The sequence below is a fragment of the Paenibacillus radicibacter genome, from assembly GCF_024721995.1.
Taxonomy (GTDB): domain Bacteria; phylum Bacillota; class Bacilli; order Paenibacillales; family NBRC-103111; genus Paenibacillus_AM; species Paenibacillus_AM radicibacter.
In genome coordinates this window covers 66,850-88,660 of record NZ_JANQBC010000010.1, presented here as the reverse complement: position 1 = coordinate 88,660, position 21,811 = coordinate 66,850, and the positions used below count along the sequence as shown (strand labels likewise).

The following is a 21,811-nucleotide window of genomic DNA, read 5'->3' as shown; positions in this document are numbered from 1 at the left end:
CAATTATATGTTGAGAGAGGCTTGGTTTATTAGGTACCAGGAGTATCCTAAATTTCTTTGAAAGATTGAAGAATCTCTTTATCTTCTTTGATAAGCTGTTCTTGGTATTCTTCAAGTGTTAGAAAATCAAGGATATAGAAATTATTTTTACCTTCAATATAAGTTTTGGTAATTTGAGTAGGTCCCCATAATCTTTCTTCATTATAAGTTATTTGCCTTGCATTTAATCCGTTTACTTTCAAAGATATGATCTCACTAACATTGTTCAATTCATTAAATAATTTCGTGAAATTGACTTCTGTTTCTGTAAATGTATCTAGTGAGCCAACTCCTCGCTTGGGCTTGACATTTAATACAATTTTACTTCCATTATTTTCAAAATATAACGTATTGTCATCTCCCACATAATCTTTATATATCCACTTTCCACTTACAGTTATTTGGGAACTTCCATCCTTACTAGCAATGACTTTGTTACTACGTGAGACAAAATAATATCTTTTCAATTCCTTATCAATGGCTACGTCTTGACCAATTGCATCAGCGACGAATTGAATCGGTATAAACAAGTATCCATCGATTAATCTTGGTGCATTAGACATTTCAATTGATGTTCCATTACGCTTTGCTATCTTATCATCGATTTTCATTAACAATCGAACTCCATCTTTATCAGCAGATACACTATTTGTTGCTTCGTCCCATTTTACTGAAAAACCTAACTTTTCAAAGAGTGGCCGCAACTGCACGAAAGCAATGTCTTCCTCCACATATACCTTCTTATCAAAAAGTACACGATCATTATTAATGATCACACTTAAATAATCATATACGTATTGCCCATAATTACGTGGTTGATTAATTACAACACCAGAATAACTTAGTTTTGACAACAACGTTTGTGACTTATCATTCAAATTATATTGATCTATATTCAATTCTCTTAAGTTCTTAACGTCAATTATGGATTGTATATCGTCAACTGGATTACCATTAACTCTAAGTTCTAAGAATGCTTTTGATTGCTCCATACAATCGATATTTTCAATTTGATTATTACTTACATCAAAATCAGATAGATGGGTTAAATTTACCGCCGGACATATATTCTTAATTTGATTATTGTTTAATATTAATAGTTCTAATTTATCCAAACCCTGAAGTGGGCTGATATCCACAATTTCTTGATCAGGTAAAATTAAATTCAACAAATTACTCGCTTTCTCCAAACCCTTAAGACTCTTAATCTTTTCTTCCTTTATAGGTTTTAAGGTCTGTAAACTCTGCAATGTTAAATTGTCTAATACTTTCCCTTCTCTTAAATTCAGTGATTTTCTAATAGCCTTCTCTAACACAGGATCTTCAAATTTCACTTCCTCAGTAGCCGCATCTACCCGCGTGGGTAATACTGCTACTACAAGTACCATGCAAATCGTAAGTATGTACATTTTTAAGCGCATAATTTCAAATTTCCCCTTCAATACTAGTATTTGGTAGGATAGTATCATACCATTTATCAGTATTTTCTAACAATTGTTTTTATGAAGATAGGCATTTAAGACCAAATAAAAAAGAGCCTCGATGGCTCTTCTATATCTATCATTTTACTTCTTGCACGATACCATACTTAGCGCTTTTTACCTCGTATGTACCATGAGTTACACTGACAATGTGATCCGGCTTTGGCTGTCCACGGCTCTGACGATGCCCTGCGATATGCGCTTCACTCGTCTCCCACTTCTTCCACGCTTCTTCCGATTCCCAGCGGATCATCACAATTACCTCTTCATCGCCTCTGCGGCTTTTCTTCACTAATACGCTTAGATCAATGAATCCTTCGGATTTTTCAATGATTCCTTCCCCACTAAATCTATTCACGATCTTATCTGAGTTGCCTTCTGTCACGATGAACGTTTTTGTTTCGATAAACATAGATCACACTCTCCCTTTGCTGACTTCCATTTTCTTATATTATACTGATAAAGATTCTCATTATCAATTATGGAAATAAAAAAGGAGGCATTTTTGCCTCCTAATCTTCAAACTATCCGTATTTATCCGATGAACCCTAACCATTTCCAATACGGAACACCTAAGATTCAATGACTAACGGTTAATCACAAGACCATTGTAGTCTACGTCATACACAAGTGTAAGCGTCGTACGCTCCTGTAATTCCCCGATCTCTACATACAATCGGTTGTCTTGCAGTACCACACCATCTTGCTCATTGCTCCATTTTAGCTGGACATCACCTTTTGATAAAATTGCCGCTTGTTCAGCGTCATTCCAATTAATCTCCGCTTGCCATAGCTGAGCTATATCACGAATTGGAACATACGTCTTACCTGACTGATGAAAGACCTTACCAGATTGGAATTGAACTTGTTTTCCATTCATCCAGATTTGCATTTCTTCTGAACGAGGCGCAAATTTAAATCCTGCAATGATATCAGCAGGAGTATTTACACCTTTCAGCTGTTTCGGGTTAAGGGCAACTTCCTTCACTTTATGATTATAAGAGTCGGATACATATAACTTCCCATTTGCATAAGCGACAGCTACTGGATTGTTGAACTGGACTTGATTCTGCGCACCAACTTGATCCCCTGCGGCACTCATTCCAGCAACATTGATTACTTTACCGTCAGGTAGTACCGTACGAATGCATTGATTCAAGCTATCTGCCACGAATAAGACACCCTCTGCAAAAGTCAGGCCTTTAGGCGAGTTAAAGCGTGCAGTTTGGGTATTGCCGTGTGCATATCCACCTTGCATGTAACCCGTATCTGGATTGATCTCCGTTTTCTTACCTGCAAAAGTAGTGACTTGGTTTGTTGTCGTTGAGATTTGACGGATTAAGTGGTTGCCACTATCCGATACGTACAAATTCCCTTTGTCGTCCCATGCTAATCCACTGGGTTCATTGAACTTCGCCTTACCAAGCGCTCCATCTACATAAGCGCCATCAACGGATTGCTCTCCTCCAAATGTTGTGACTACGCCATCCGGTGTTATTTTACGAATCACATGATTAAGCGTATCTGCGACATAGAGATTATCTTTGCTATCGATTGCAATTCCTGTTGGGCTATTGAAAAGTGACTCTTCACCCTTGCCATCCTTATAGCCCGACTTGCCACTACCTGCAACCGTGTATACTTTACCATCCTTGATCTTACGAATCGCATGATTCGCGAAGTCCGTGAAGAAGATCGTCCCCTTACTGTCTACCACTGCAAATCTTGGATCACCAAGTAATGCCTTAGAAGCATCACCATCCTTGTAGTTAGGTAATTCTAGATTGAGTAGACCTTGAGGCTTTAGAACACCTGCAAGTACGGATAGCTTCGATTGTTCAAGTTTCTTGATCTGTTGATTCCCTGCGTCAAGAATAATCAGATTACCTTGCTTGTCGAGTAACAAACCGTAGGGTTTGCTTAGACCAGCAACTCCACTCACCTGTGTCATTTGGAAGGAGTCCTTGCTCACGGTTGCTGTGTCAACTGTTGTTGAAGCAAGTACAGGTGTAGTTGCAAGTGTGAAGACAATAGTGGTAGAGAGGAGTATTTTATTGAAATGAGATTTCATGAGTATACCTCCGTATTAGGGTTCGTCATTTACGGTCTGTCTTTAATTAGTCCAGTGAATTCAATATTGATCACTTCCGATGTACCATTAATAATCAATTTTAATTTATTTCCTGGTTCTGAATTTAAATAATTGATTAGTTTTTCTTTACTAATCTGTATATAAACAACCCCATCTTCTGGCTCATTCCATACAGACTCATCCGCAAATATTATACTCTTGATCTCTTCATTCTTCTGAATAATCCCTAACTCGACATAACTATCACTGTCTTTTAATCTGTACGGTAAAGGATTAGGAATATCACTATTTGATCCAAAAGGACCTAATGTTATTAATGTATTAATATTGGATGGATTTTTTCTATTCTTAAACGTCCCTGGTTTGATAAATACCATATTTTTATTACCTTCGAGATTATAATCAATATTAACACCCCAGAAACTGTTATCATGTATAGGGATTTCTTCACCTTCTTCAATTTGCGAAGCTTGATAGCTCATATCCCCCCAACCACTTTTCATTGGGATGAGTACCCTTCCATCTCCGCTAAACCAAACTTTATCTCCTAAGAAATCAGGATCACTCTCTACATCCGATATTATATTTAATCTAACATTAGAATTTCCCTGACTGAAAGAGAATTTCAACCTCTCACCTTCAAACAGAACGGAATTAGGATTAATCTCCCAACTGGACATATTAAACTCATACACTCCGTCATTATAACCTTCCATGGATGCAGTGATGACTACATGCAGATCTCTATCAATTGGTCTAACAACAAGTACGTACTCACCTGGAACATCAGGATTCTCAATAACCTCTGTCCCCTCAGACATAGGTTCTGTATTTGCCCTTACTTTGGCATCTATAGGATTAACTTTAAATGCATAACCAGTTCTACCTTCAACTGATGGCAACTTTTTAAAATCGGTGATTTCCACTTTCTTGGGCTTTGGCGTAGGAGTAGGTGCCACTGTCGGCGTCGGCACTGGCGTCACAATCCCACCGGCCACCTCCCCCATAATTAGGCTCGCTTGTTGGCGCAGGAGTTGGTCTTGGTGTGGGCTTATCATATACAATTTGAGGTTTTGGCAGGTTTTTCATCAACTCTTCCTGCATCTTCTTCATTTCTTCTTGAAGCTTTTTCATCGCCTCTTGTTGTTTCTTTGCTTCTTGCTGCATTTTCTCTAATAGATCCTGAGCAACTTCGCTGTCTGATCCGCAATCATTCCTTCTAATGTAAACAGTGGTATATCTGCTGGATTTAGTGTTGCTGGCTGCTGTGGTAAATTCGGGTTCATACCCTCCAATATTAACTGCTGATTCGGAGCAACTGGCAACGGATCACGATCACGAGCAGGTGGACTCGTATTCACGGTTCCTTCAAATATGAATAATCCACTCCGAGCTTCGTCCTTCTTATAACTAACCGCAAACTGCGTTCCCATAATCCCCATAATGGCATTCGGCGTCTTCACTTCAAATCGTGAGTCACCCTTGAGCTTTGATTTCACATGGACGAAAACATCTCCGCCAAGCAAAGTAATTGTTGTCTTCCCAGACTCTGCTTCCACGCTTTCAACTAACTCACTGATAACGAGCTCTGTGGATGGGCCAATTGATACTTCCTTGTCAATGTCTAGATCCATCTTGGCTTTACCGCTACTAGCTATCACAATTGTGTCCCCTTGTGCGATCAGCATGCCCTTAAATGCAGTAAATAGCTTTTCTCCACCATTCTTACGAACTTTGACGCTACCACTCATGGAAGTAATTTTCCCAACCTTGGCATTACTAATTTCCCCAAGCGATTGCACGTGAACCCGATCTTTAACCGCTTCATATGTACGTTCACTCATGATGATCTGTCCTGGTTTTGCACTACTTTCCAGTCTTGCTGTCGTATTAACCATGTCACCAATTGCGGTGTAATCCATTCTTGTTTTTGAACCAATGTTGCCGAATACAGCTGGACCCGTATGAATTCCAATGCCGAACTTTACGCCGAAACCGTATTTTTCGATCAACTTCTGTTCTAACTGTGCAGAGCGTTCCTTCATTGCCCAAGCCGTCTGAACGGCCTTCATCGCATGATCTTCTAGCAAAAGTGGTGCATTATAGATCGCCATCGTTGCATCCCCAATAAATTTATCCAACGTCCCTTCATATTGGAAAATACAACTTGCCGTCAGCTCCAAATACTCATTCAGAATCTCTACAATTTCTTCTGGCTCCGCCTGTTCAGAGAGCGGTGTAAAGCCCCGAATATCCACGAACAGTACCGTTAGTTCCCTACGTGTTCCACCAAGCTTCAGCCCTTCATCACCATTTTTTAGTATCTGGCTCACGACTTGCGGAGCGACATACCTACCGAATATCGAAGTCACTCGCTTACGCTCGAATAGTTCTTGCAAATACTTGAGTAACAAGGTCGCGATATAGCTGACACTTAGGAATATGACTACGTATGCAAGCGATATAATTGTGCCTTTTTCGTATAACATTTTACCTAAGTAAACCCAAGCCCCAATTAACAAGGCAACCGCTAAGAATGAAATTCCCACATGTGCTTTTCGGAAAATGATATATACAAGCGCCCCCATCAATACGAGGAATAATGCATTCCACATCCAATTCAGCTCATGCTTGTAGTTGCCCTCTAGCAAGGACTGAATAATATTCGCATGAATCTCCACACCGAACATCAGATTCTGATGATCCATCGGGGTTGGATAATGATCTTTAAGTGCGACCGAGTAAGGACCGACTAGTACAATTCGATCTTTAAAATAACTCGGCTCCACCTCACCATTCACAACACTCGCATAGGAAATCACTTCATAATCTCCTGGTACACCTGTAAATGGGATGTGGAATTGATTGATTTTATCAAGTTGCAACTTAGCAGCGTCTGCTTGCTCGCCCTTATGTTTCATATATAAATCGTAGATTTGCCAAGAAAAGCTTGCAATCGGCTGTCCCTTATAGTTAAAATACTTCAAGGACTTGCGCACAGCGCCATCCTCATCGGGAAACACATTAATATGTCCGAGAGCTGCGTCCGCATTTTTTAAAATAACAAATGGTTCTGACATTTCAACTGCTTCAATCGTACCTTTCGTCGATGTACGCTCGAACGTACCGTAGCGTGGCAGCACGACATTACCCGCATTTTTCACAGATTCAGCGAATGCTTCATCCGCATCTCCATTGCTTGATTCAACGGGAAACGTAATATCAAATGCGATAACAGACGGCTTACCTTCGGTTATCGTATCGACCAAATTTGCATGTACATCACGGCCCCATGGCCATTGCCCAAGCTGATTAATACTTTCATCATCCACTGCAATGATCGCAATCTTCTCGCTTGGTGTTGCTTTCTTCTGCATCACTTTATCCTGAAGCCACAGCTCCATACTGCTAAATGTGCCTAGATACTGTAATCCAATCGATAGGATACATAGGATTGAGATTACGTATAATAGCTTATTTTTCACAACAAGAAATCCCCTTCCAACAATTGAAACCAAACTTTATAGAGCGTGTTCAAAAGTAAAAGCGAAAGTGAAAAAGCAACTGAAGGAACGTTAGTGTTCGCCTTTGAAATCGTGAAAATACAATTAAATAAATTCAAATTTTACGATTGAGACAGCGACCGGAAGTGCTTTTTCTCTGCAGCGACCTTACCTTTGAACACGCTCTTAAAAACACATAAAACCACCATGCTCAGCATGATGGTTCATAAGCTTCTGGAAATCGCACGGCAACCTAGCCATCAAAGCGTTTATTCCCTTTATTTAACTAGCATCTTACCAATTATAGGATTAAAGAACTATGGCGTCAACGCATATTTATAGAAAATTCTGTATCATTAATCACTCGAAAAAACGCCTTCCTTCGTAAGTAATCTACTAAGGAAGAAGCATTATTTTCAAAGCGGATTATGCTACAGTCGCCCCGCCGCCTTCACCTTCACAAGAAGGGCATTACCTGGCAAGTACGCAATCGGAATATCTTCCGTCAGCACGATCTGTACCGTCGAGCGATCTGCACCTGCAAGAACAGCTTGTTCCACCGCATTGCTGCGCGCATCCGCCATTGCATCATCGTAAGTCATGTCATCGAGTGAATAGATGCGCTCGGTCTCACCGCTTACTTCACCAAGCGCTGCACCGATTGCGTTCGCTGCATCATGGTGATTCGGACGAATAATTCGGGACACACCTTCGAGACTGTCTCCTACCAGAATACTGCCGCCGCCAACTAGAATGACATCTACGGGATCAGCGCTCGTCTTCATCCGATCAATCGCATCTTCAATGTCGCGCGTCATGATCACATCCGCTTTACGGCAAATCTCCGTATCCAAATCGTCCGTCTGTGCATCATTCCATTCGAAATGACCCAGCTTCACCGCAACGTCCGTCGTTGTTAGTGTATCACCGCCGAAGATACGTCCGCGCTTAAGAAGTTCATACCCTACGCTGTCAGGACCTACAGTTACATGTTCACCTTCGCTATCCGCACGCACTATCGTACCGCCACCGATCCCGATAGATAGAATATCCGGCATACGGAAGTTCGTACGCACACCACCGATTTCAACCGCAGCTGAGGATTGACGAGGGAAACCTTGTGCCAGCACGCCAATATCTGTTGTTGTACCCCCAATATCTACAACTAGTGCATCACTTAGACCTGACAAATGCGCTGCTCCGCGAATCGAATTCGTCGGTCCACATGCAATCGTCAGTATCGGATAACGAAGCGCATATTCACTGCGCATGAGGGTACCATCATTTTGGCAAATGTACACGCCAGCCTCAATACCAAATCCACTTAGCGCTTGCTCGAAACCTTTTACCACACCGGAAATGACGTTAAGCAGTGCACCATTCAAGATCGAAGCATTCTCACGCTCTAAGAGTCCGATACTCCCAATCTCATGGGAAAGTGTAACCGGCATGTCCTCGCCTAACACTAGCTTAGCAAGCTCACCAACACGCTTTTCCTGTGAAGTATTTACAGGGGAGAATACACCGCAAATCGCAACCGCATCAACTTTCCCCTTCATCCGTGTGCAGTAGTCGATAATTTCCGCTTCATCTAAGTCCACGATTGTGCGTCCATCGTACTCGTAGCCGCCTTTTGCCACATAAGCATGCGATCCGATTGCCGACTTCAACGTATCATCCCAATCCGCAAGTGGAGATACCGCAGTCGTTGCAGGAGCACCTATACGAATTAAGCCAACGCGACCTAAATGCTTACGCTCCACAATTGCATTGGTACAATGTGTCGTTCCAAGCATCGCATAGCGTACTTGTGCAGGATTAACGCCACTTTCCGCAAGCAATCTGCGAACCGATTCCACAATTCCTTCGTTCACATCACGCGTCGTGTGTACTTTAACCGTATGAATCGTATTAAGCTTCGAATCTAGCAAGGCTGAGTCTGTATTCGTTCCGCCAACATCAATCCCGATGCGGTAAATCTCTTCGCTCTTTGTAAGTAGTTGGCTCATTACAGATCGCCGCCTTTCTTCGCTGCTAGTTGTTCAATTGGGATATAGGGCGTGTCATAGCCAAAGTACTGGGGTCCAGCAACTTCAACACCTTTAGCTGTTCTCCACTTCGGATCACAAGGGAAACCGACTGCTGTTACACGAGCGCCGTACTTCAAGTTTTCCGTTGTAATTGGCATACCTGTATCTTGATCCAGCAAGGAAATCAGGTCAGGCGTTACAGCAAGCACTTCGCCGTCTTCCGTTGCAAGCAGGAATTCATTCTGGAAAAATAACTTCATCGTGCGCCCCTTCTGCTCGCCCGTTCCTTCGAATACCGCCTCACCGCGTGTGAATCCGCCTTCTGTACGGCGACGAATATCGACTGCTTTACCGTGGAACAATGCATAACCATCTAATTGCTTGAGTAAGGCTTCGATTGGATTCTGCTTCAATTCCTTCGATTCGTATAACGTTTTGCCGATCTCGTAAGCTAAAGTTAGCGTATGTGCAATCGCACTTTGCTTCACTTGTGCACCTGTCACTGGATAATCGCAGATCGAAGCCGATCCACCCATCTGAATCGTAATCGCACGTGCTAAGCGCTCTTCCCACACACCGTCGATTGCATGCAATAACACACCGTTACCACGCTCGTCCGCCATCGTAATCGGGCTGCAATCTAGTCCATCTAGATAAAATGTCACCATCTGCGATTCTGGAAAAGCACGTCCCATCGCATCCGCATCCAGCATCGGAATTCCACGCTCTGCTGCTGCAATTACGGGAACGAGCGAGTTGCCGCCGCCTACTTCAATTGGCATAATCGCTGTGACTTTGCGACCTAATTCTTTTTCAATAAGATCTAGAGGTTTCGTCATTTGGGCAATGGAAGGAATCTTCTCATTCATTACCGTTGGTGCACCAATCATGGATAATGGTACGACCAAGTCATCGTCTTTAAGCTCATCTGGGCTCATCAAGCGCACAGGCCCATGCTTACGAATCGCCTCAATCGCCATAAGCTTTCCGATATGCGGATCTCCACCTCCGCCAGTGCCAAGTACTGCAGCACCTACTGCAATATATTGAACGGACTGTTCGTTTAATTCAGTTAATTTAAATGTAGTGTTAGTCGTCATGATGTTATTGTCCTTTCTTAACCGAAATTTTACCGATAATCCACTGTACGATAAAGGCGAAGATGAATGCGTCTAATGCAGGTACGCTCGTCACTGTGAATAGTGTTGAACCATCCCCAGCAGGTGTTGTTAAATAGGCGAAGAACGTTGCTGCTGTCCAGACGAATAGCGAACGGAATACCCAATTCTTATTGCGATCAATCCCTTCGAACGTAAACTTCTTACGATCAACTAACAAGTATTCTGCCGTGTAAATCCCGCCTATAGGAGAGACGAACATCGTGATGACATTCAAGAACGATAAGAATTTATCATAAATACCGAACACCGCAAGCATAGTAGCCACTACACCTGCAATAACGGTGATTAACCACTTCGGTACCTTTTTAAATACAACAGAAAATCCAAGAGATGCCGAGTACAGATTGCTCGTATTCGTCGTCCACTGGGCTAAAGTCAATACGATAATCGCCGGTAGTCCAAGTCCTAACATTATGAAGATATTCGTTAAATCGCTTGTATCCATAATTCTGGACAGCACGATTGCAATGATCGTCATAAAGCTGTTCCCTACGAAAAATCCAACAAAAGCCGCCATAACCGCATGTTTCGGCGTGCGTGCCCAGCGTGCAATATCTGGTGAAAGTACCGTTCCAACAATGAAAATTCCGATAACTAGCGATACTGCGATACCAAATGGAATTGGAGAACTACTAATCGGTTCCCACATTGCAGCTGTGCCATGCGTAGAAATCGCAGTATACACCGCAATCCCGATAAAAATAATAAGTAGCGGAACTGACCATATGCTAAGTCGCTCAATTGAACGATAGCCCCAGATCGCTGTCGACATCATGAGCATTCCGCCAATAAAGGACAGTAAACCTAGCGATAGATCAATTCCCCATAGCTGCTGAAATGCTGTCTGCATATTCGATGCGAAGAAACCTGCCTGCACACCGAACCAACCTAGTGAGAATATTCCGAGAACTATAGATACAACAAGCGCTCCGCGATTTCCGAACAGAAACCGACTGATCATCGCTGTCGATAATCCCGTCTTCGCTCCCACATACGCACATAAGGCGCCAATAAGTCCAAGAATAACGGAACCGATCAATGTTGCTGCTAACGAATCTGTTAAATTCATTCCTGCGCCAAGCTCTGCTCCCAAGAACATCGCCGATAAATCAATCCCAATCGCAATCCATACGAGTGACATCGATAGCCAGCCTTTACGTAAATGCACTGGAACAGGCTCTCTTTCATAATCTGCTGAACTGTTACTTTGTACCTGAGCTACTTCACTCATCTTGAGCCTCTCCTTTATTGTCATTATTATTTAGCAGAAGCTTGCTCGCCCTAAGACGAACAAGCTCCATTCCAATACATCTCAAACGCATTATTCAGCTTGCGCATATACAATTCCTTAGACGAGTAATAGAAATATTCCATACTCAGTCCATCCGTTAAGTTGAGAAAACTATCCACGAGCATTTCCACCGGTCGATCTTTCAGTGATCCGTTCTCAATTCCTTGTACGATTCGATCTTCAATTGCTTTTGTCAGCATCTTGTCCGATTCAAGAAAGGCTTGTTCAATCGTTTCTTTTAAAAATGAGGCCGGAAACAGCAGCGATCGCAGCGCAAATCGATTCAGTTCAGGACTCTTTTCATAAAATTCGCATTGCCGAACTAAAATTCGATACAAGCTCTCTCTTGTGCTGAGTTCCTGCTTCTCCTCGGTCAGCTCATGTGTGAACGCATTATAAGCTTCCATTGCCTCGCGAAAAGCCGTCATGAACAAATCTTCTTTACTCGCATAAAAGGCATAGATCGCAGGTGTCTTGACGCCGACTTCCTTCGCAATTTCCGAAAGCGCCGTCCCGTCATATCCCTTCTCGCCGAACAACCTCATGGCAACTTCTTTGAGCTTATTTTTGGTCATGTATAAGGTCACGCTCCATATTTAATTAACGTTAATTAAGTAAATACTATACAACCAGATGCATAATAATACAACGACTTTTTTGAAATGTCTTATTTTAATCTCAGACAGGTCAATATTTAATCTTTTTCATATAAGAGGATTGAGAAGGTATTATAAATTGATTAAATGAACGACAACTTTTAGTTAAATATCGGAAAGTCTTAATTGAAAGCGCTTTCTATAATAGAGATAACAACAAGGATTGAAAAAAAATATAATGAGGTGAATCGATGCTTTTAACGAAGAAGAACTATCTCCTATTACTTGCCGTTGCATGTCTGCTTCTAGTTGTGTTTTCATTCACGGATTTACAAATTTCTAAAGCTATTGCAATCGATGCGAACAACTTGAACGCCTACAGCTCGTTCTTCTATATTTACGGTGAAGTTCCAATGGTTATTATACTCGTGATCGCAGGTAATATTATGATGATTGCTGGGGTTAAGGGGGCATCACTTGGCAAAAGAATCCTCCACTTCGCATTAAGCGCGTTGTTTCTGGTGCTTGGCACTTGGATGAACGTTCTCATGTTAGCTGAACGATTGGAACTGGGTGAGTCGCATACGCTGTTTACGATTATGAACATTGTGATCATAGCAGTCATTACAATCGGTGCTCAAGTGTATGGTTACAACCGCTTCTCCTCGGAAAATATTAAGTATTTGCTTCGCATGGTATACGTCAGCGTTCTGTATGCTTGCATCACTTTACTGCTGATTGAATTCATTAAGACAGGTTGGGGACGCGTTAGATTTCGTGACTTAGCTCCGGATCATGCGAACTTCTCACCGTGGTATTTGATCCAAGGCGAAGACGGGAAGTCCTTCCCATCCGGTCATAGTGCAAATTCATTCACGATCGTTGCCATTTCTCTATTCGCTATCCGATCCATGAAATGGAAGAAAATTTTGTTCTTCGGCGGCTTTGCTTGGTGGTTGTTAACCGCTGTCAGCCGAATAAACGCTTCTGCTCATTATGCATCTGATGTTACCGCTGGTTTCATGATTTCCATGAGCGTCCTTGTCTTCTTCTACTGGCTGTTTAACAGAGGACAACAATCATCTATAACCAAGACATCCAGAAAAGGGGTTTCCGTATGAACAACTTCAACGCTGTCATCTTCGATCTAGATGGCGTGCTTGTCTCGACGGACGATTATCATTACAAGGCTTGGAAACAAATTGCGGATCGACTCGAAATTCCGTTTGATGAGACGGTTAACCATCAACTCCGAGGCGTAAGCCGGATGGAAAGTCTGCACATTATCTTAAGCCACGCTGAAGGTCGTACATTTTCAGAGGAAACTAGAGTTGAATTAGCCGAAGAGAAGAATAGGCTCTATCGCCAAACGCTCAATCAACTGTCACCCACAGACATTCTACCAGGTGTTATTGAAACGTTAGATGGTCTAGAAGCACGTGGCATCGCCATTGCAGTCGGTTCGTCCAGTAAGAATGCACCGTTCATCTTGGATAAAATCGGGCTATCGGAGCGATTCGCTGTTATTGTCGATGGCAATCATATTACGAAGAGCAAGCCTGATCCTGAGGTGTTCCTACTTGCTGCTACAAAGCTTGAATGTGCAACTGCAAATTGTCTCGTCGTTGAAGACGCGATTGCTGGTGTCGTGGCTGGACTTCGAGCTGATATGCAAGTCGCAGCAGTTGGAGATGCCAGCAAGAGTGCCCTTGCCACCTATCGCCTTGGCTCAATAGAGGAATTGTTGAAGTTCGTATAAAGAAGAAAATCCCCTCCTTGTGTGCAGTAATGAGTCAACTCATACTGCCACTACGGAAGGGGATTTTTTTATTCAAATCAGACCAAATGGCAAGCCACTGCGTGGTCGCTGCTTACATAACGGAACGCTGGCACTTCTTCCTTACAACGTGTCACTGCATAGGGACAGCGCGTATGAAACTTGCAACCTGTAGGTGGATTTGCTGGACTTGGTATATCTCCTTGCAGCACAATTCGCTCACGCTTGAGCTTGGGAATTGGGATCGGAACCGCCGATAGCAATGCTTTCGTATACGGGTGTAATGGATTACGGAATAGCTCATCACGAGAAGCAGTCTCCATCATTGAACCTAAGTACATCACACCAATTCGCGAACATAAGTGTTCCACGACACTAAGATCGTGGGAAATGAACAAATACGCGAGTCCACGCGATTTTTTCAAGTTATGGAACAAGTTAATGATCTGTGCTTGGATCGAGACATCGAGTGCAGATACAGGCTCGTCTGCAATAATAAGCTCTGGATTTAGAATCAAAGCCCTTGCAATCCCGATCCGTTGACGCTGACCTCCAGAGAATTCATGCGGGAACCGATCATAATGATAGGAAGACAATCCGCAAAGTGCCAGCACTTCCTCCACTCGATCCCGAACTTCACCCTTGTGCACGATCCCATGATCGAATAACGCTTCGCCAATAGCGTCACCGATCCGAACGCGCGGATTGAGTGAACTGTATGGATCTTGGAAAATAAGCTGCATCTTCGGACGAATGTCGCGCAATTCTTTGCCAGATAGTGAATACAGATCTGTTCCTTTGAAAAGAATGCTGCCAGATGTTTTCTCCGTCAGACGTAAAATTGCCTTACCCACAGTACTTTTCCCGCTGCCAGACTCCCCGACGAGTCCGAACGTTTCACCAGGGCGAATCGATAAGCTAATATCATCCACCGCTTTAACATGACCGACGGTTCGACTGAGTAATCCCGCCTTAATCGGGAAATATTTCTTCAGATGATTCACTTCTAATAATGGCTCAGACATGTTGCATAGCCTCCTCATACAGCCAACATGCGACTTGCTGCTTGTCAGCAATTTGTTGTAATGGCGGCTGCTTCGTCTGACATATGGACATACAATGCCCGCAACGATCATGGAAATAACAAGACTCTGTTAAAGCAAGTGGATTCGGAACTTGACCGGGAATCGAGTACAATTCTTCTTGACGTTGGTTCAAGATCGGCTTGGATCGCAGCAAGCCTTGAGTATACGGATGCTTCGGATTGTTGAATAGTTCAACAACCTCGCCTTCCTCTACAATTTTGCCAGCGTACATCACGATCACGTAATCTGCCATCTCAGCAACGACGCCAAGATCATGGGTGATCAGCATAATCGACATCTTCGTACGATCCTTTAACTCCCGTAGCAAGTCTAGAATTTGTGCTTGAATCGTTACATCTAGGGCAGTCGTTGGCTCATCGGCAATGAGCAGCTTCGGATTACAGGAGATCGCAATGGCAATCATAATCCGCTGCAGCATCCCCCCACTTAGTTCATGGGGATAGGAATCGTAAATTTGCTCTGCACGCGCAATACCTACGAGTTCAATAAGTTCAATCGCCTTTAGTCTGGCTGCCTTCTTGCTCAACTTCTGATGAACGACCAATGGCTCAATAATTTGTTGTCCAATGGTCAGAACAGGATTCAGTGATGACATCGGTTCTTGAAAAATCATCGCCATCTCATTACCACGCAGCGTGCGAAGCTCATTCTTGCTCATGCCTAGCAATTGATCCTGCTGGAACTGAATATCGCCACCTACCACTTTGCCAGCGGGTTCTTCGACAAGGCCCATGATCGAGAGCGCGGTAATACTTTTTCCGCAGCCCGATTCCCCAACGATACAGACCGTCTCGCCTTCGCGGACACGGAAACTCACATCATCTACCGCCTTAACCGTTCCACTTTCTGTATAAAAATAGGTGCTCAGATGGTCTACTTGCAGCACATTTGTCATCGGTCTCACCTACTTCTTCTGTTTCGGGTCAAGCACATCTCGCAAGCCATCACCGAAAATATTAATCGCAATTACAGTTGTAAAAATAGCAATACCAGGCGGCATCCACAGCCAAGGACGCTTCTCGAAATCAATCAGATTGTTAGCCGCATCGATCATATTGCCCCATGTTGCCGTCGGCGGCATCACACCAAGACCGAAGAAACTTAATACCGATTCCGATAAAATCGCACCACCAGTACTTAAAGTCGCTACAACAATCAACAATGGAAAAAGATTCGGCAGCAGGTGGTAGAACAGCTTACGACGATCACGGAGTCCTAATACCGTTGTCGCTTGCATGTATTCCGCTTCTCTTAGCGAAAGCATCTGTCCGCGTACAAGTCTTGCCAGTCCCGGCCAACCGACTAGACTGAGCATCACCATGACGATGTACATCCGATAATCCGTCGGGATTTTCCAATCCGATAACAAAGCACCGAGAATGAACAAGATCGGCAAGCTTGGAATCGTAAGCAGTAAATCGGCAATTCGCATAATGACTTGATCCACGACACCACGGTAATAACCCGCGATTATACCTAAGAGTGAACCAATAATGACCGATAGCAACATCGAAGCAAGTCCGACCGTTAAAGAGATCCGACCCGCTTGAAGCAGTCTTGTCAGCACATCACGTCCAAGTTGATCTGTCCCTAACCAATGTTTCAGACTCGGCGCTTCATTCATCGCCATCACGTTCACCTTACTGTCCGCATAAGGGGAGAACAGGGGCCCGATGAAACAAGCTAGAACCATCACAGCCATAAATAAACAACCGGACATCGCAAGTTTATTCTTCCGAAGACGCACCCACGCCTGACGACCAAGTGAGGATCTCGCCTTCGATTTTCCTTCTACATTCACGCGTTCGACATTACCACTAATATTAGACATCATCGCAATCCTCCTATAATTTCACGCGCGGGTCAGCAACATGGTACAAGATGTCTGACAAGAGCGTTCCGATAATTGTGAGGATGGCGAGGAAGAAAGTGAATCCCATTAGGAGTGGATAATCCCTCGCGCCGAATGACTGCATGTAGAGCTGGCCAATTCCCGGCCAATTGAAAATTTTCTCAATGATAAGTGAGCCGCCGAATAAACCGGGTAACTCAAATCCCACGAGTGTAATTGCGGGTAACAAGGCATTGCGCAAAGCATGACGGTAAAGGACCGTCTTTTCTTTAAGCCCTTTCGCTCTTGCTGTACGAATGTACTCCTGCTTCATCACATCCACCATGTTGCTGCGGAAGTAACGCGTGAGTGAGCCCACACCAAGCAGTGTCATTACAATTACCGGCAGCGCCATATGATGCAGCACTTCCTTGTAATACGCCCACCCCGTGGCATTACTGCCTGTCGTAAGCATGCCTCCAGGCGGCAACCATTTGAAGTCGACCGCTAATATTTTGATTAAAAATAATCCAATAAAGAAAGATGGAATGGACATCGCAGCGAATATCGCAATCATCACAAGCGTGTCGAACCACGAATACTGCTTGTAAGCCGAGATCACACCAATAATGACCGCAAGTGCCCAAGTCAAGAATGTTGAAGTGATCGCAAGTAAGAATGAATTCCAAACATATTCGTTAAACAAAGTAAGAACAGGCTTTTGCTGAGCAAGCGAGTATCCGAAGTCACCTTGGAAAACGTTCTTCATCCAGATCAAGTATCTTTCGAATACAGGCTTGCTTAAGCCGTACAGCTCTCGTAATTCAGCTTTGCGCTCTGCTGACATTTTTAAATTACCGGATACAAAATCCCCTGGCGTGAGTGCATACAAGAAGAAAATAAGCATCGACGCGCCGAATAGGATCAGAAGCATATACAGCAATCGTTTCGTTAGGTATGTGCTCATGATGAACTCCTTACTTGAGTGTCCATTCCGGCAAGCTCGCTGAAATTCCACTTGATGGATTCACGGATACGCCTTCGATGCGACCGTTATAGGCATATACGGATTTGTTATAGCTTGTAAAGATATACGGAAGGTCATCATTAATAATTTGGAACAATTCTTTATACACTACTTTGCGAGCTTCAATATCGTTCGTAGCTAATGCCTTCTCATACAGTTCTTTCACTTTCGGATTGTCATAGCCTTTCACTTCACCATTCACGAACGAGACCACACCGTCAGATGGGTCAGCGAGTAGCGGAGTTGAGAATGAAACCAAGTCATAATCTCCACTATCGACTTTAGCAATCTGTGAGTTGAAATCTGCGAATTGCTCTGCATCTAGTTGAACGCCAATCGCTGTATAATTTTCTTTAGCAATGGCGATGAACACATCAGAGGACTTTTTCTTCGATCCGATAAAATGTACTTTCAGCTTCTTGCCATCTTTCTCACGAATACCGTCCGAACCTTTCTTCCAGCCTGCTTCATCAAGCAGTTGATTCGCTTTTTCCGGATTATATGGATAAGGATTAATGCCCTCTTCCGTATATGCCCATGAGCTTTGCGGTGCTGGAATGTTCGCAACAGATGCCGCTCCTTGGTTGGAATCCACATAAATCGTCTTCCGATCGAGTCCATAAGTAAGTGCTTGCCTTACTTTCTTATCTTTGAACGTTTCGTTCTGAAGATTGAATTGCAGGTAACCGTAATTGGAAGCCGTGTAAGGCAAGATGTTCAAGAATCCTAACTTCTTCAATCGCTCAATATTGTCGTTCGTAGCCGAGAAACCGCCGTAATCCTGTTCACCTGTCTCAATGAATTGGAACGCATCTCCCTCAGTTGTTTTGTAAATAAAGTGTTCAACCTTTGGTTTGCCTTTGTAATAATTTTCATTCGCGACAAAGCGAACTTCTTGACCTGGAATAAACTTCTCTAGCTTATAAGGCCCGTTACCAACAGGTGCCGAGTGTAAATTTTTGATGTAGTCCAATTTGCCAAATGTATAATCTTTACCGTAATAGGCTTTGGATAAAATTTTCGTACCAAGTTCAGTTAGCGCTGTGGCATTAATTTTGTCTAACGTTACGGAGATCGTCAGCGGATCAATCACTTTAATTCCTTCAATTGTCGCTGCCTTGCCTTCTTTATAGGCTTTACCGCCCTTTACATTCGCCGAGATGATGTCTGTTCCACCGTCATACGCTTTGTCATGAAGAATCGTCCACGTGAAAGCCACATCATCCGCAGTTAGCGACGATCCATCACTAAACTTCGAATCTTTACGTAAGTGGAAGGTATATGTAAGTTGGTCTGCGGATACGTCCCATTTCTCAGCCAAATCTGCCTTCGGTAAGCCTTTTTCATCTAAACGAATAAGTGGCGAATAGAGAAGTGAAGAGACGTTGCCATCATAACCACTTTGGTGAAAATGCGGGGTAAATGCACCGCTTGGATCGGTTAAGCCCACAATGACTGTGTCCGTACGCTTCTTCGCCGCTTCAGGAAGTTTCGATAAATCTGTCGCTCTTAGTAATTCAGAAAGGCCAGTAACAGTCGGTTTCGCATCCTTAGCCGGTGCAGTCGTTGACACTCCAGGTGATGGTGATGTTGTTGCCCCTGTTGGAGAAGCTTCTCCCTTACCGCAAGCACTCAGAATCACCGCTCCACTAATGACAACTGATACTACCGACAACAATTTTTTTCTCATCTTGTTTCTCCCCATTCCATTCCGATTTATATAATCCCTACTATTCTCATTGGAATAGTTTATTTATAATGGCGATTATACATAAAGCGGAAAATGATGTAAAGAAATATTTTGAATAATAGAAAATGAGGACACAAAAAAAGCCCCCTAATCATCGATTAGGGAGCCTATAGCTAACGTTATACGGAATGTTCAATTGTGCGATGTGACGGCTGTCCATCCATCTTCTCTTGATCCTGCTCCGGCATGAATTGCGGAATAATAATCCCAACTAGAATAAATATAATACCGAACCATTGAAGAGCCGTGACTTGCTCATTGAGCACAATAACCGATACGATTACCGCCGCTGGCAATTCTGCCGCGCCGAGGATTGTACCTAAACCAGGACCTACTTTTGGCACACCAATGGTGAAGAAGACGACCGGAATGATACTGCCAAGAAGTGCTTGTGGAATAGAGAATTTCCATGCGCCTTGCGCTAAGGAACCATCGAACAAGAAGGAAGGTGTCAGTACGAACAATAAGATAATGAGCGCACTTGTTACCATAATGAAACTTTTCGTAAATACGGGTACTTCAACCGCTACTTTACCACTCACGAAGATATATACGGCAAACGAAATGGCAGATAATAAACCACAGCCAACTCCAAGTAATGTCCAGTGAATGCCCGATTGCTCAAGAATACCACCAGCTAAGATCGTACCTACGATCAGGACAGCAATAGAGATCATCTTGCCGCGGCTTGGCATCTTGCGTTCCCAGATTGCTTCGAGAATAACACCAATCCATGTGAACTGGAATAGCATCAACACTGCCATCGAAGCAGGCAATTCTTCAACGGCTACCCCATAGAACAAAGCCGTCATACTCATCGGAATACCAGCAAGCAGCAGCGCACCTACTTGCTTCAAGCGAACTTTTACACGAGAGAATATAAGCATCAAAGCAAGCAGCATACACCATCCGAAGAAATACTGCCCACCCAGAATTTGCGGCATCGTAAAACCTGCGTTCATCCCAAGCTTCAGGTTAGTCGATAACACCCCGTAGCTGCATGCTCCAAGAAATACAAGAAGTGAATATTTAATCCGATCCATCTGTAAACCTCCTTATGTTTTAGCATGGTGAAGTGAAAAAGTGCAAACGAAAGCCCCCTTGCTCGTCATAAACGAACAAGGGGGCGAATGAAACCAAAGTTAATTGTCTTTGTTAAAATTTCGCCTTCAACATAATGAGCGCTTTTCAGGGCTCACTTGAAGTTTAGTAAGTTGTCTAGTTGCTGGTGTCTATTGTAAAAGGAATTGCCCCTCGGGTCAACCATTTTACGTCGATTAAATTATGGCTGTACCGTTTCCAAAAATTGACTTACCGCTCGAACCCTTACCCCATCTGAGAAATTTGCATGTGACGCACAGACCGCGAGCTTGTAATCGGCATGTAGTGGATATTGGCGAAATTGCCAAGATTGAGACTTTTCCTCTGTATGCAGTGAAATAGATTCACTCTCTGTGATCTGCATCCAGAACGAGTCGAGCGGGATGCTCAAACCTTTGCCAACCGCCTTGATGTAACTTTCTTTCAATGTCCAGAAATCGTAAAATCGCTCTAGTTGCTTCTGTTCAGCGACATTTACGATGTAGTCTCGTTCTTGCTTCGTAAAAAAGCGATCTGCAATCGCAAGATCTATCGGCTGAATCTGTTCCACATCTACGCCAATCGGAGCAGAGTCAAACGCACCAACGACCCACTCCCCAGAATGAGAAATATTAAAATGAAAGTCAGGATACGCGGGAAGATGCGGTTTGCCGTAAGCATTAGCTGCCAGTTCGATTTCTTGTATCGGGATACGACAAAGCTCCTCGATTGTTGATCGAGTTAGCAAAGCGCCGACCAGAGCGCGGTCTCGGTCTTCTTTTCGGACAAAACGCATGATTCGCTTTTGCTGCTCTTGTGGAAGTAACGCAAGTTTAGATTGGAACATGTCTACTTCAATTGTCTCGCTGAGTTGTACAGCTTCTAATCTCATATTTGGGTGCATCCTATTCTTTCTTGATTGAGATCTATATCGATTCATTCGGGTTCTCTTGTATTATTTTACTATACAATTAGTCCACTCCCTAGTCACATTCTTTGAAAAAGAAAATAGCTTCGCCTTTGCTAT

The 21,811-nt window shown here is 43.3% G+C and carries 19 protein-coding genes; 2 read left to right on the top strand and 17 right to left on the bottom strand.

Annotated features, from left to right (window positions below; translation table 11 throughout):
* Positions 1-47: 47 nt before the first annotated feature.
* The 10 genes from NV379_RS18275 to NV379_RS26100 all read right to left on the bottom strand — a co-directional run bounded on the left by NV379_RS18275 (position 48) and on the right by NV379_RS26100 (position 12,192).
* The gene (locus tag NV379_RS18275; RefSeq protein WP_258208781.1) at positions 48-1,427 is read right to left on the bottom strand and encodes a stalk domain-containing protein; all 1,380 of its coding nucleotides are present in this window, start codon (positions 1,425-1,427) and stop codon (positions 48-50) included.
* A gap of 172 nt (positions 1,428-1,599) precedes the next feature.
* Complete coding sequence (locus NV379_RS18270; protein ID WP_258208780.1) at positions 1,600-1,932, bottom strand: antibiotic biosynthesis monooxygenase family protein; 333 nt, start codon at positions 1,930-1,932, stop codon at positions 1,600-1,602.
* Positions 1,933-2,106: 174 nt separating this feature from the next.
* Positions 2,107-3,591, bottom strand: a complete 1,485-nt coding sequence (locus tag NV379_RS18265) for an SMP-30/gluconolactonase/LRE family protein (protein ID WP_258208779.1) — start codon at positions 3,589-3,591, stop codon at positions 2,107-2,109.
* A 29-nt stretch (positions 3,592-3,620) separates the two neighbouring features.
* The gene (locus NV379_RS18260; RefSeq protein WP_258208778.1) at positions 3,621-4,514 is read right to left on the bottom strand and encodes a hypothetical protein; all 894 of its coding nucleotides are present in this window, start codon (positions 4,512-4,514) and stop codon (positions 3,621-3,623) included.
* 4 nt (positions 4,515-4,518) lie between these two features.
* A complete protein-coding gene (locus tag NV379_RS18255) occupies positions 4,519-4,779 on the bottom strand; it encodes an EMC3/TMCO1 family protein (RefSeq protein ID WP_258208777.1) in 261 nt (86 codons plus the stop codon).
* Between the two features lie 5 nt (positions 4,780-4,784).
* Positions 4,785-7,097, bottom strand: a complete 2,313-nt coding sequence (locus NV379_RS18250; RefSeq protein ID WP_258208776.1) for a CHASE2 domain-containing protein — start codon at positions 7,095-7,097, stop codon at positions 4,785-4,787.
* A gap of 449 nt (positions 7,098-7,546) precedes the next feature.
* Entirely contained in the window at positions 7,547-9,124 is a 1,578-nt protein-coding gene (locus NV379_RS18245; protein ID WP_258208775.1) for a hydantoinase/oxoprolinase N-terminal domain-containing protein, read from the bottom strand.
* Positions 9,124-10,245 (bottom strand): S-methyl thiohydantoin desulfurase family protein, encoded by a 1,122-nt coding sequence (locus NV379_RS18240; protein ID WP_258208774.1) that lies wholly within the window; start codon positions 10,243-10,245, stop codon positions 9,124-9,126. Before NV379_RS18240 ends, NV379_RS18245 begins: the two co-directional genes overlap by 1 nt.
* A gap of 4 nt (positions 10,246-10,249) precedes the next feature.
* Positions 10,250-11,557: a cytosine permease gene (locus NV379_RS18235; RefSeq protein WP_258208773.1), complete on the bottom strand. Its 1,308-nt coding sequence runs from the start codon at positions 11,555-11,557 to the stop codon at positions 10,250-10,252.
* A 50-nt stretch (positions 11,558-11,607) separates the two neighbouring features.
* Positions 11,608-12,192: a TetR/AcrR family transcriptional regulator gene (locus NV379_RS26100; RefSeq protein ID WP_308860307.1), complete on the bottom strand. Its 585-nt coding sequence runs from the start codon at positions 12,190-12,192 to the stop codon at positions 11,608-11,610.
* Between the two features lie 272 nt (positions 12,193-12,464).
* On the opposite strand from NV379_RS26100, the gene NV379_RS18225 reads away from it, so the two are divergent.
* A complete protein-coding gene (locus NV379_RS18225) occupies positions 12,465-13,334 on the top strand; it encodes a phosphatase PAP2 family protein (protein ID WP_258208772.1) in 870 nt (289 codons plus the stop codon).
* Positions 13,331-13,972, top strand: a complete 642-nt coding sequence (pgmB, locus tag NV379_RS18220; RefSeq protein ID WP_258208771.1) for a beta-phosphoglucomutase — start codon at positions 13,331-13,333, stop codon at positions 13,970-13,972. The genes NV379_RS18225 and pgmB overlap by 4 nt, the downstream gene beginning before the upstream one ends.
* 77 nt (positions 13,973-14,049) lie before the next feature.
* On the opposite strand, the gene NV379_RS18215 is transcribed toward pgmB, so the two are convergent.
* The 7 genes from NV379_RS18215 to NV379_RS18185 form a co-directional block, all read right to left on the bottom strand.
* Entirely contained in the window at positions 14,050-15,015 is a 966-nt protein-coding gene (locus NV379_RS18215; protein WP_258208770.1) for an ABC transporter ATP-binding protein, read from the bottom strand.
* A complete protein-coding gene (locus tag NV379_RS18210; protein ID WP_258208927.1) occupies positions 15,008-15,991 on the bottom strand; it encodes an ABC transporter ATP-binding protein in 984 nt (327 codons plus the stop codon). Before NV379_RS18210 ends, NV379_RS18215 begins: the two co-directional genes overlap by 8 nt.
* 9 nt (positions 15,992-16,000) lie before the next feature.
* Positions 16,001-16,927, bottom strand: coding sequence for an oligopeptide ABC transporter permease (gene opp4C / locus NV379_RS18205; protein WP_258208769.1), 927 nt, complete (start codon positions 16,925-16,927; stop codon positions 16,001-16,003).
* 13 nt (positions 16,928-16,940) lie between these two features.
* Positions 16,941-17,894 carry an ABC transporter permease gene (locus NV379_RS18200; RefSeq protein WP_258208768.1) on the bottom strand — a complete coding sequence of 318 codons (954 nt, stop codon included), beginning with the start codon at positions 17,892-17,894 and terminating at the stop codon, positions 16,941-16,943.
* A gap of 10 nt (positions 17,895-17,904) precedes the next feature.
* Complete coding sequence (locus NV379_RS18195) at positions 17,905-19,644, bottom strand: ABC transporter substrate-binding protein (RefSeq protein ID WP_258208767.1); 1,740 nt, start codon at positions 19,642-19,644, stop codon at positions 17,905-17,907.
* Between the two features lie 179 nt (positions 19,645-19,823).
* Entirely contained in the window at positions 19,824-20,747 is a 924-nt protein-coding gene (locus NV379_RS18190; RefSeq protein ID WP_258208766.1) for an EamA family transporter, read from the bottom strand.
* A 239-nt stretch (positions 20,748-20,986) separates the two neighbouring features.
* Positions 20,987-21,676, bottom strand: a complete 690-nt coding sequence (locus NV379_RS18185; RefSeq protein WP_258208765.1) for a 4'-phosphopantetheinyl transferase family protein — start codon at positions 21,674-21,676, stop codon at positions 20,987-20,989.
* Between the last annotated feature and the right edge of the window lie 135 nt (positions 21,677-21,811).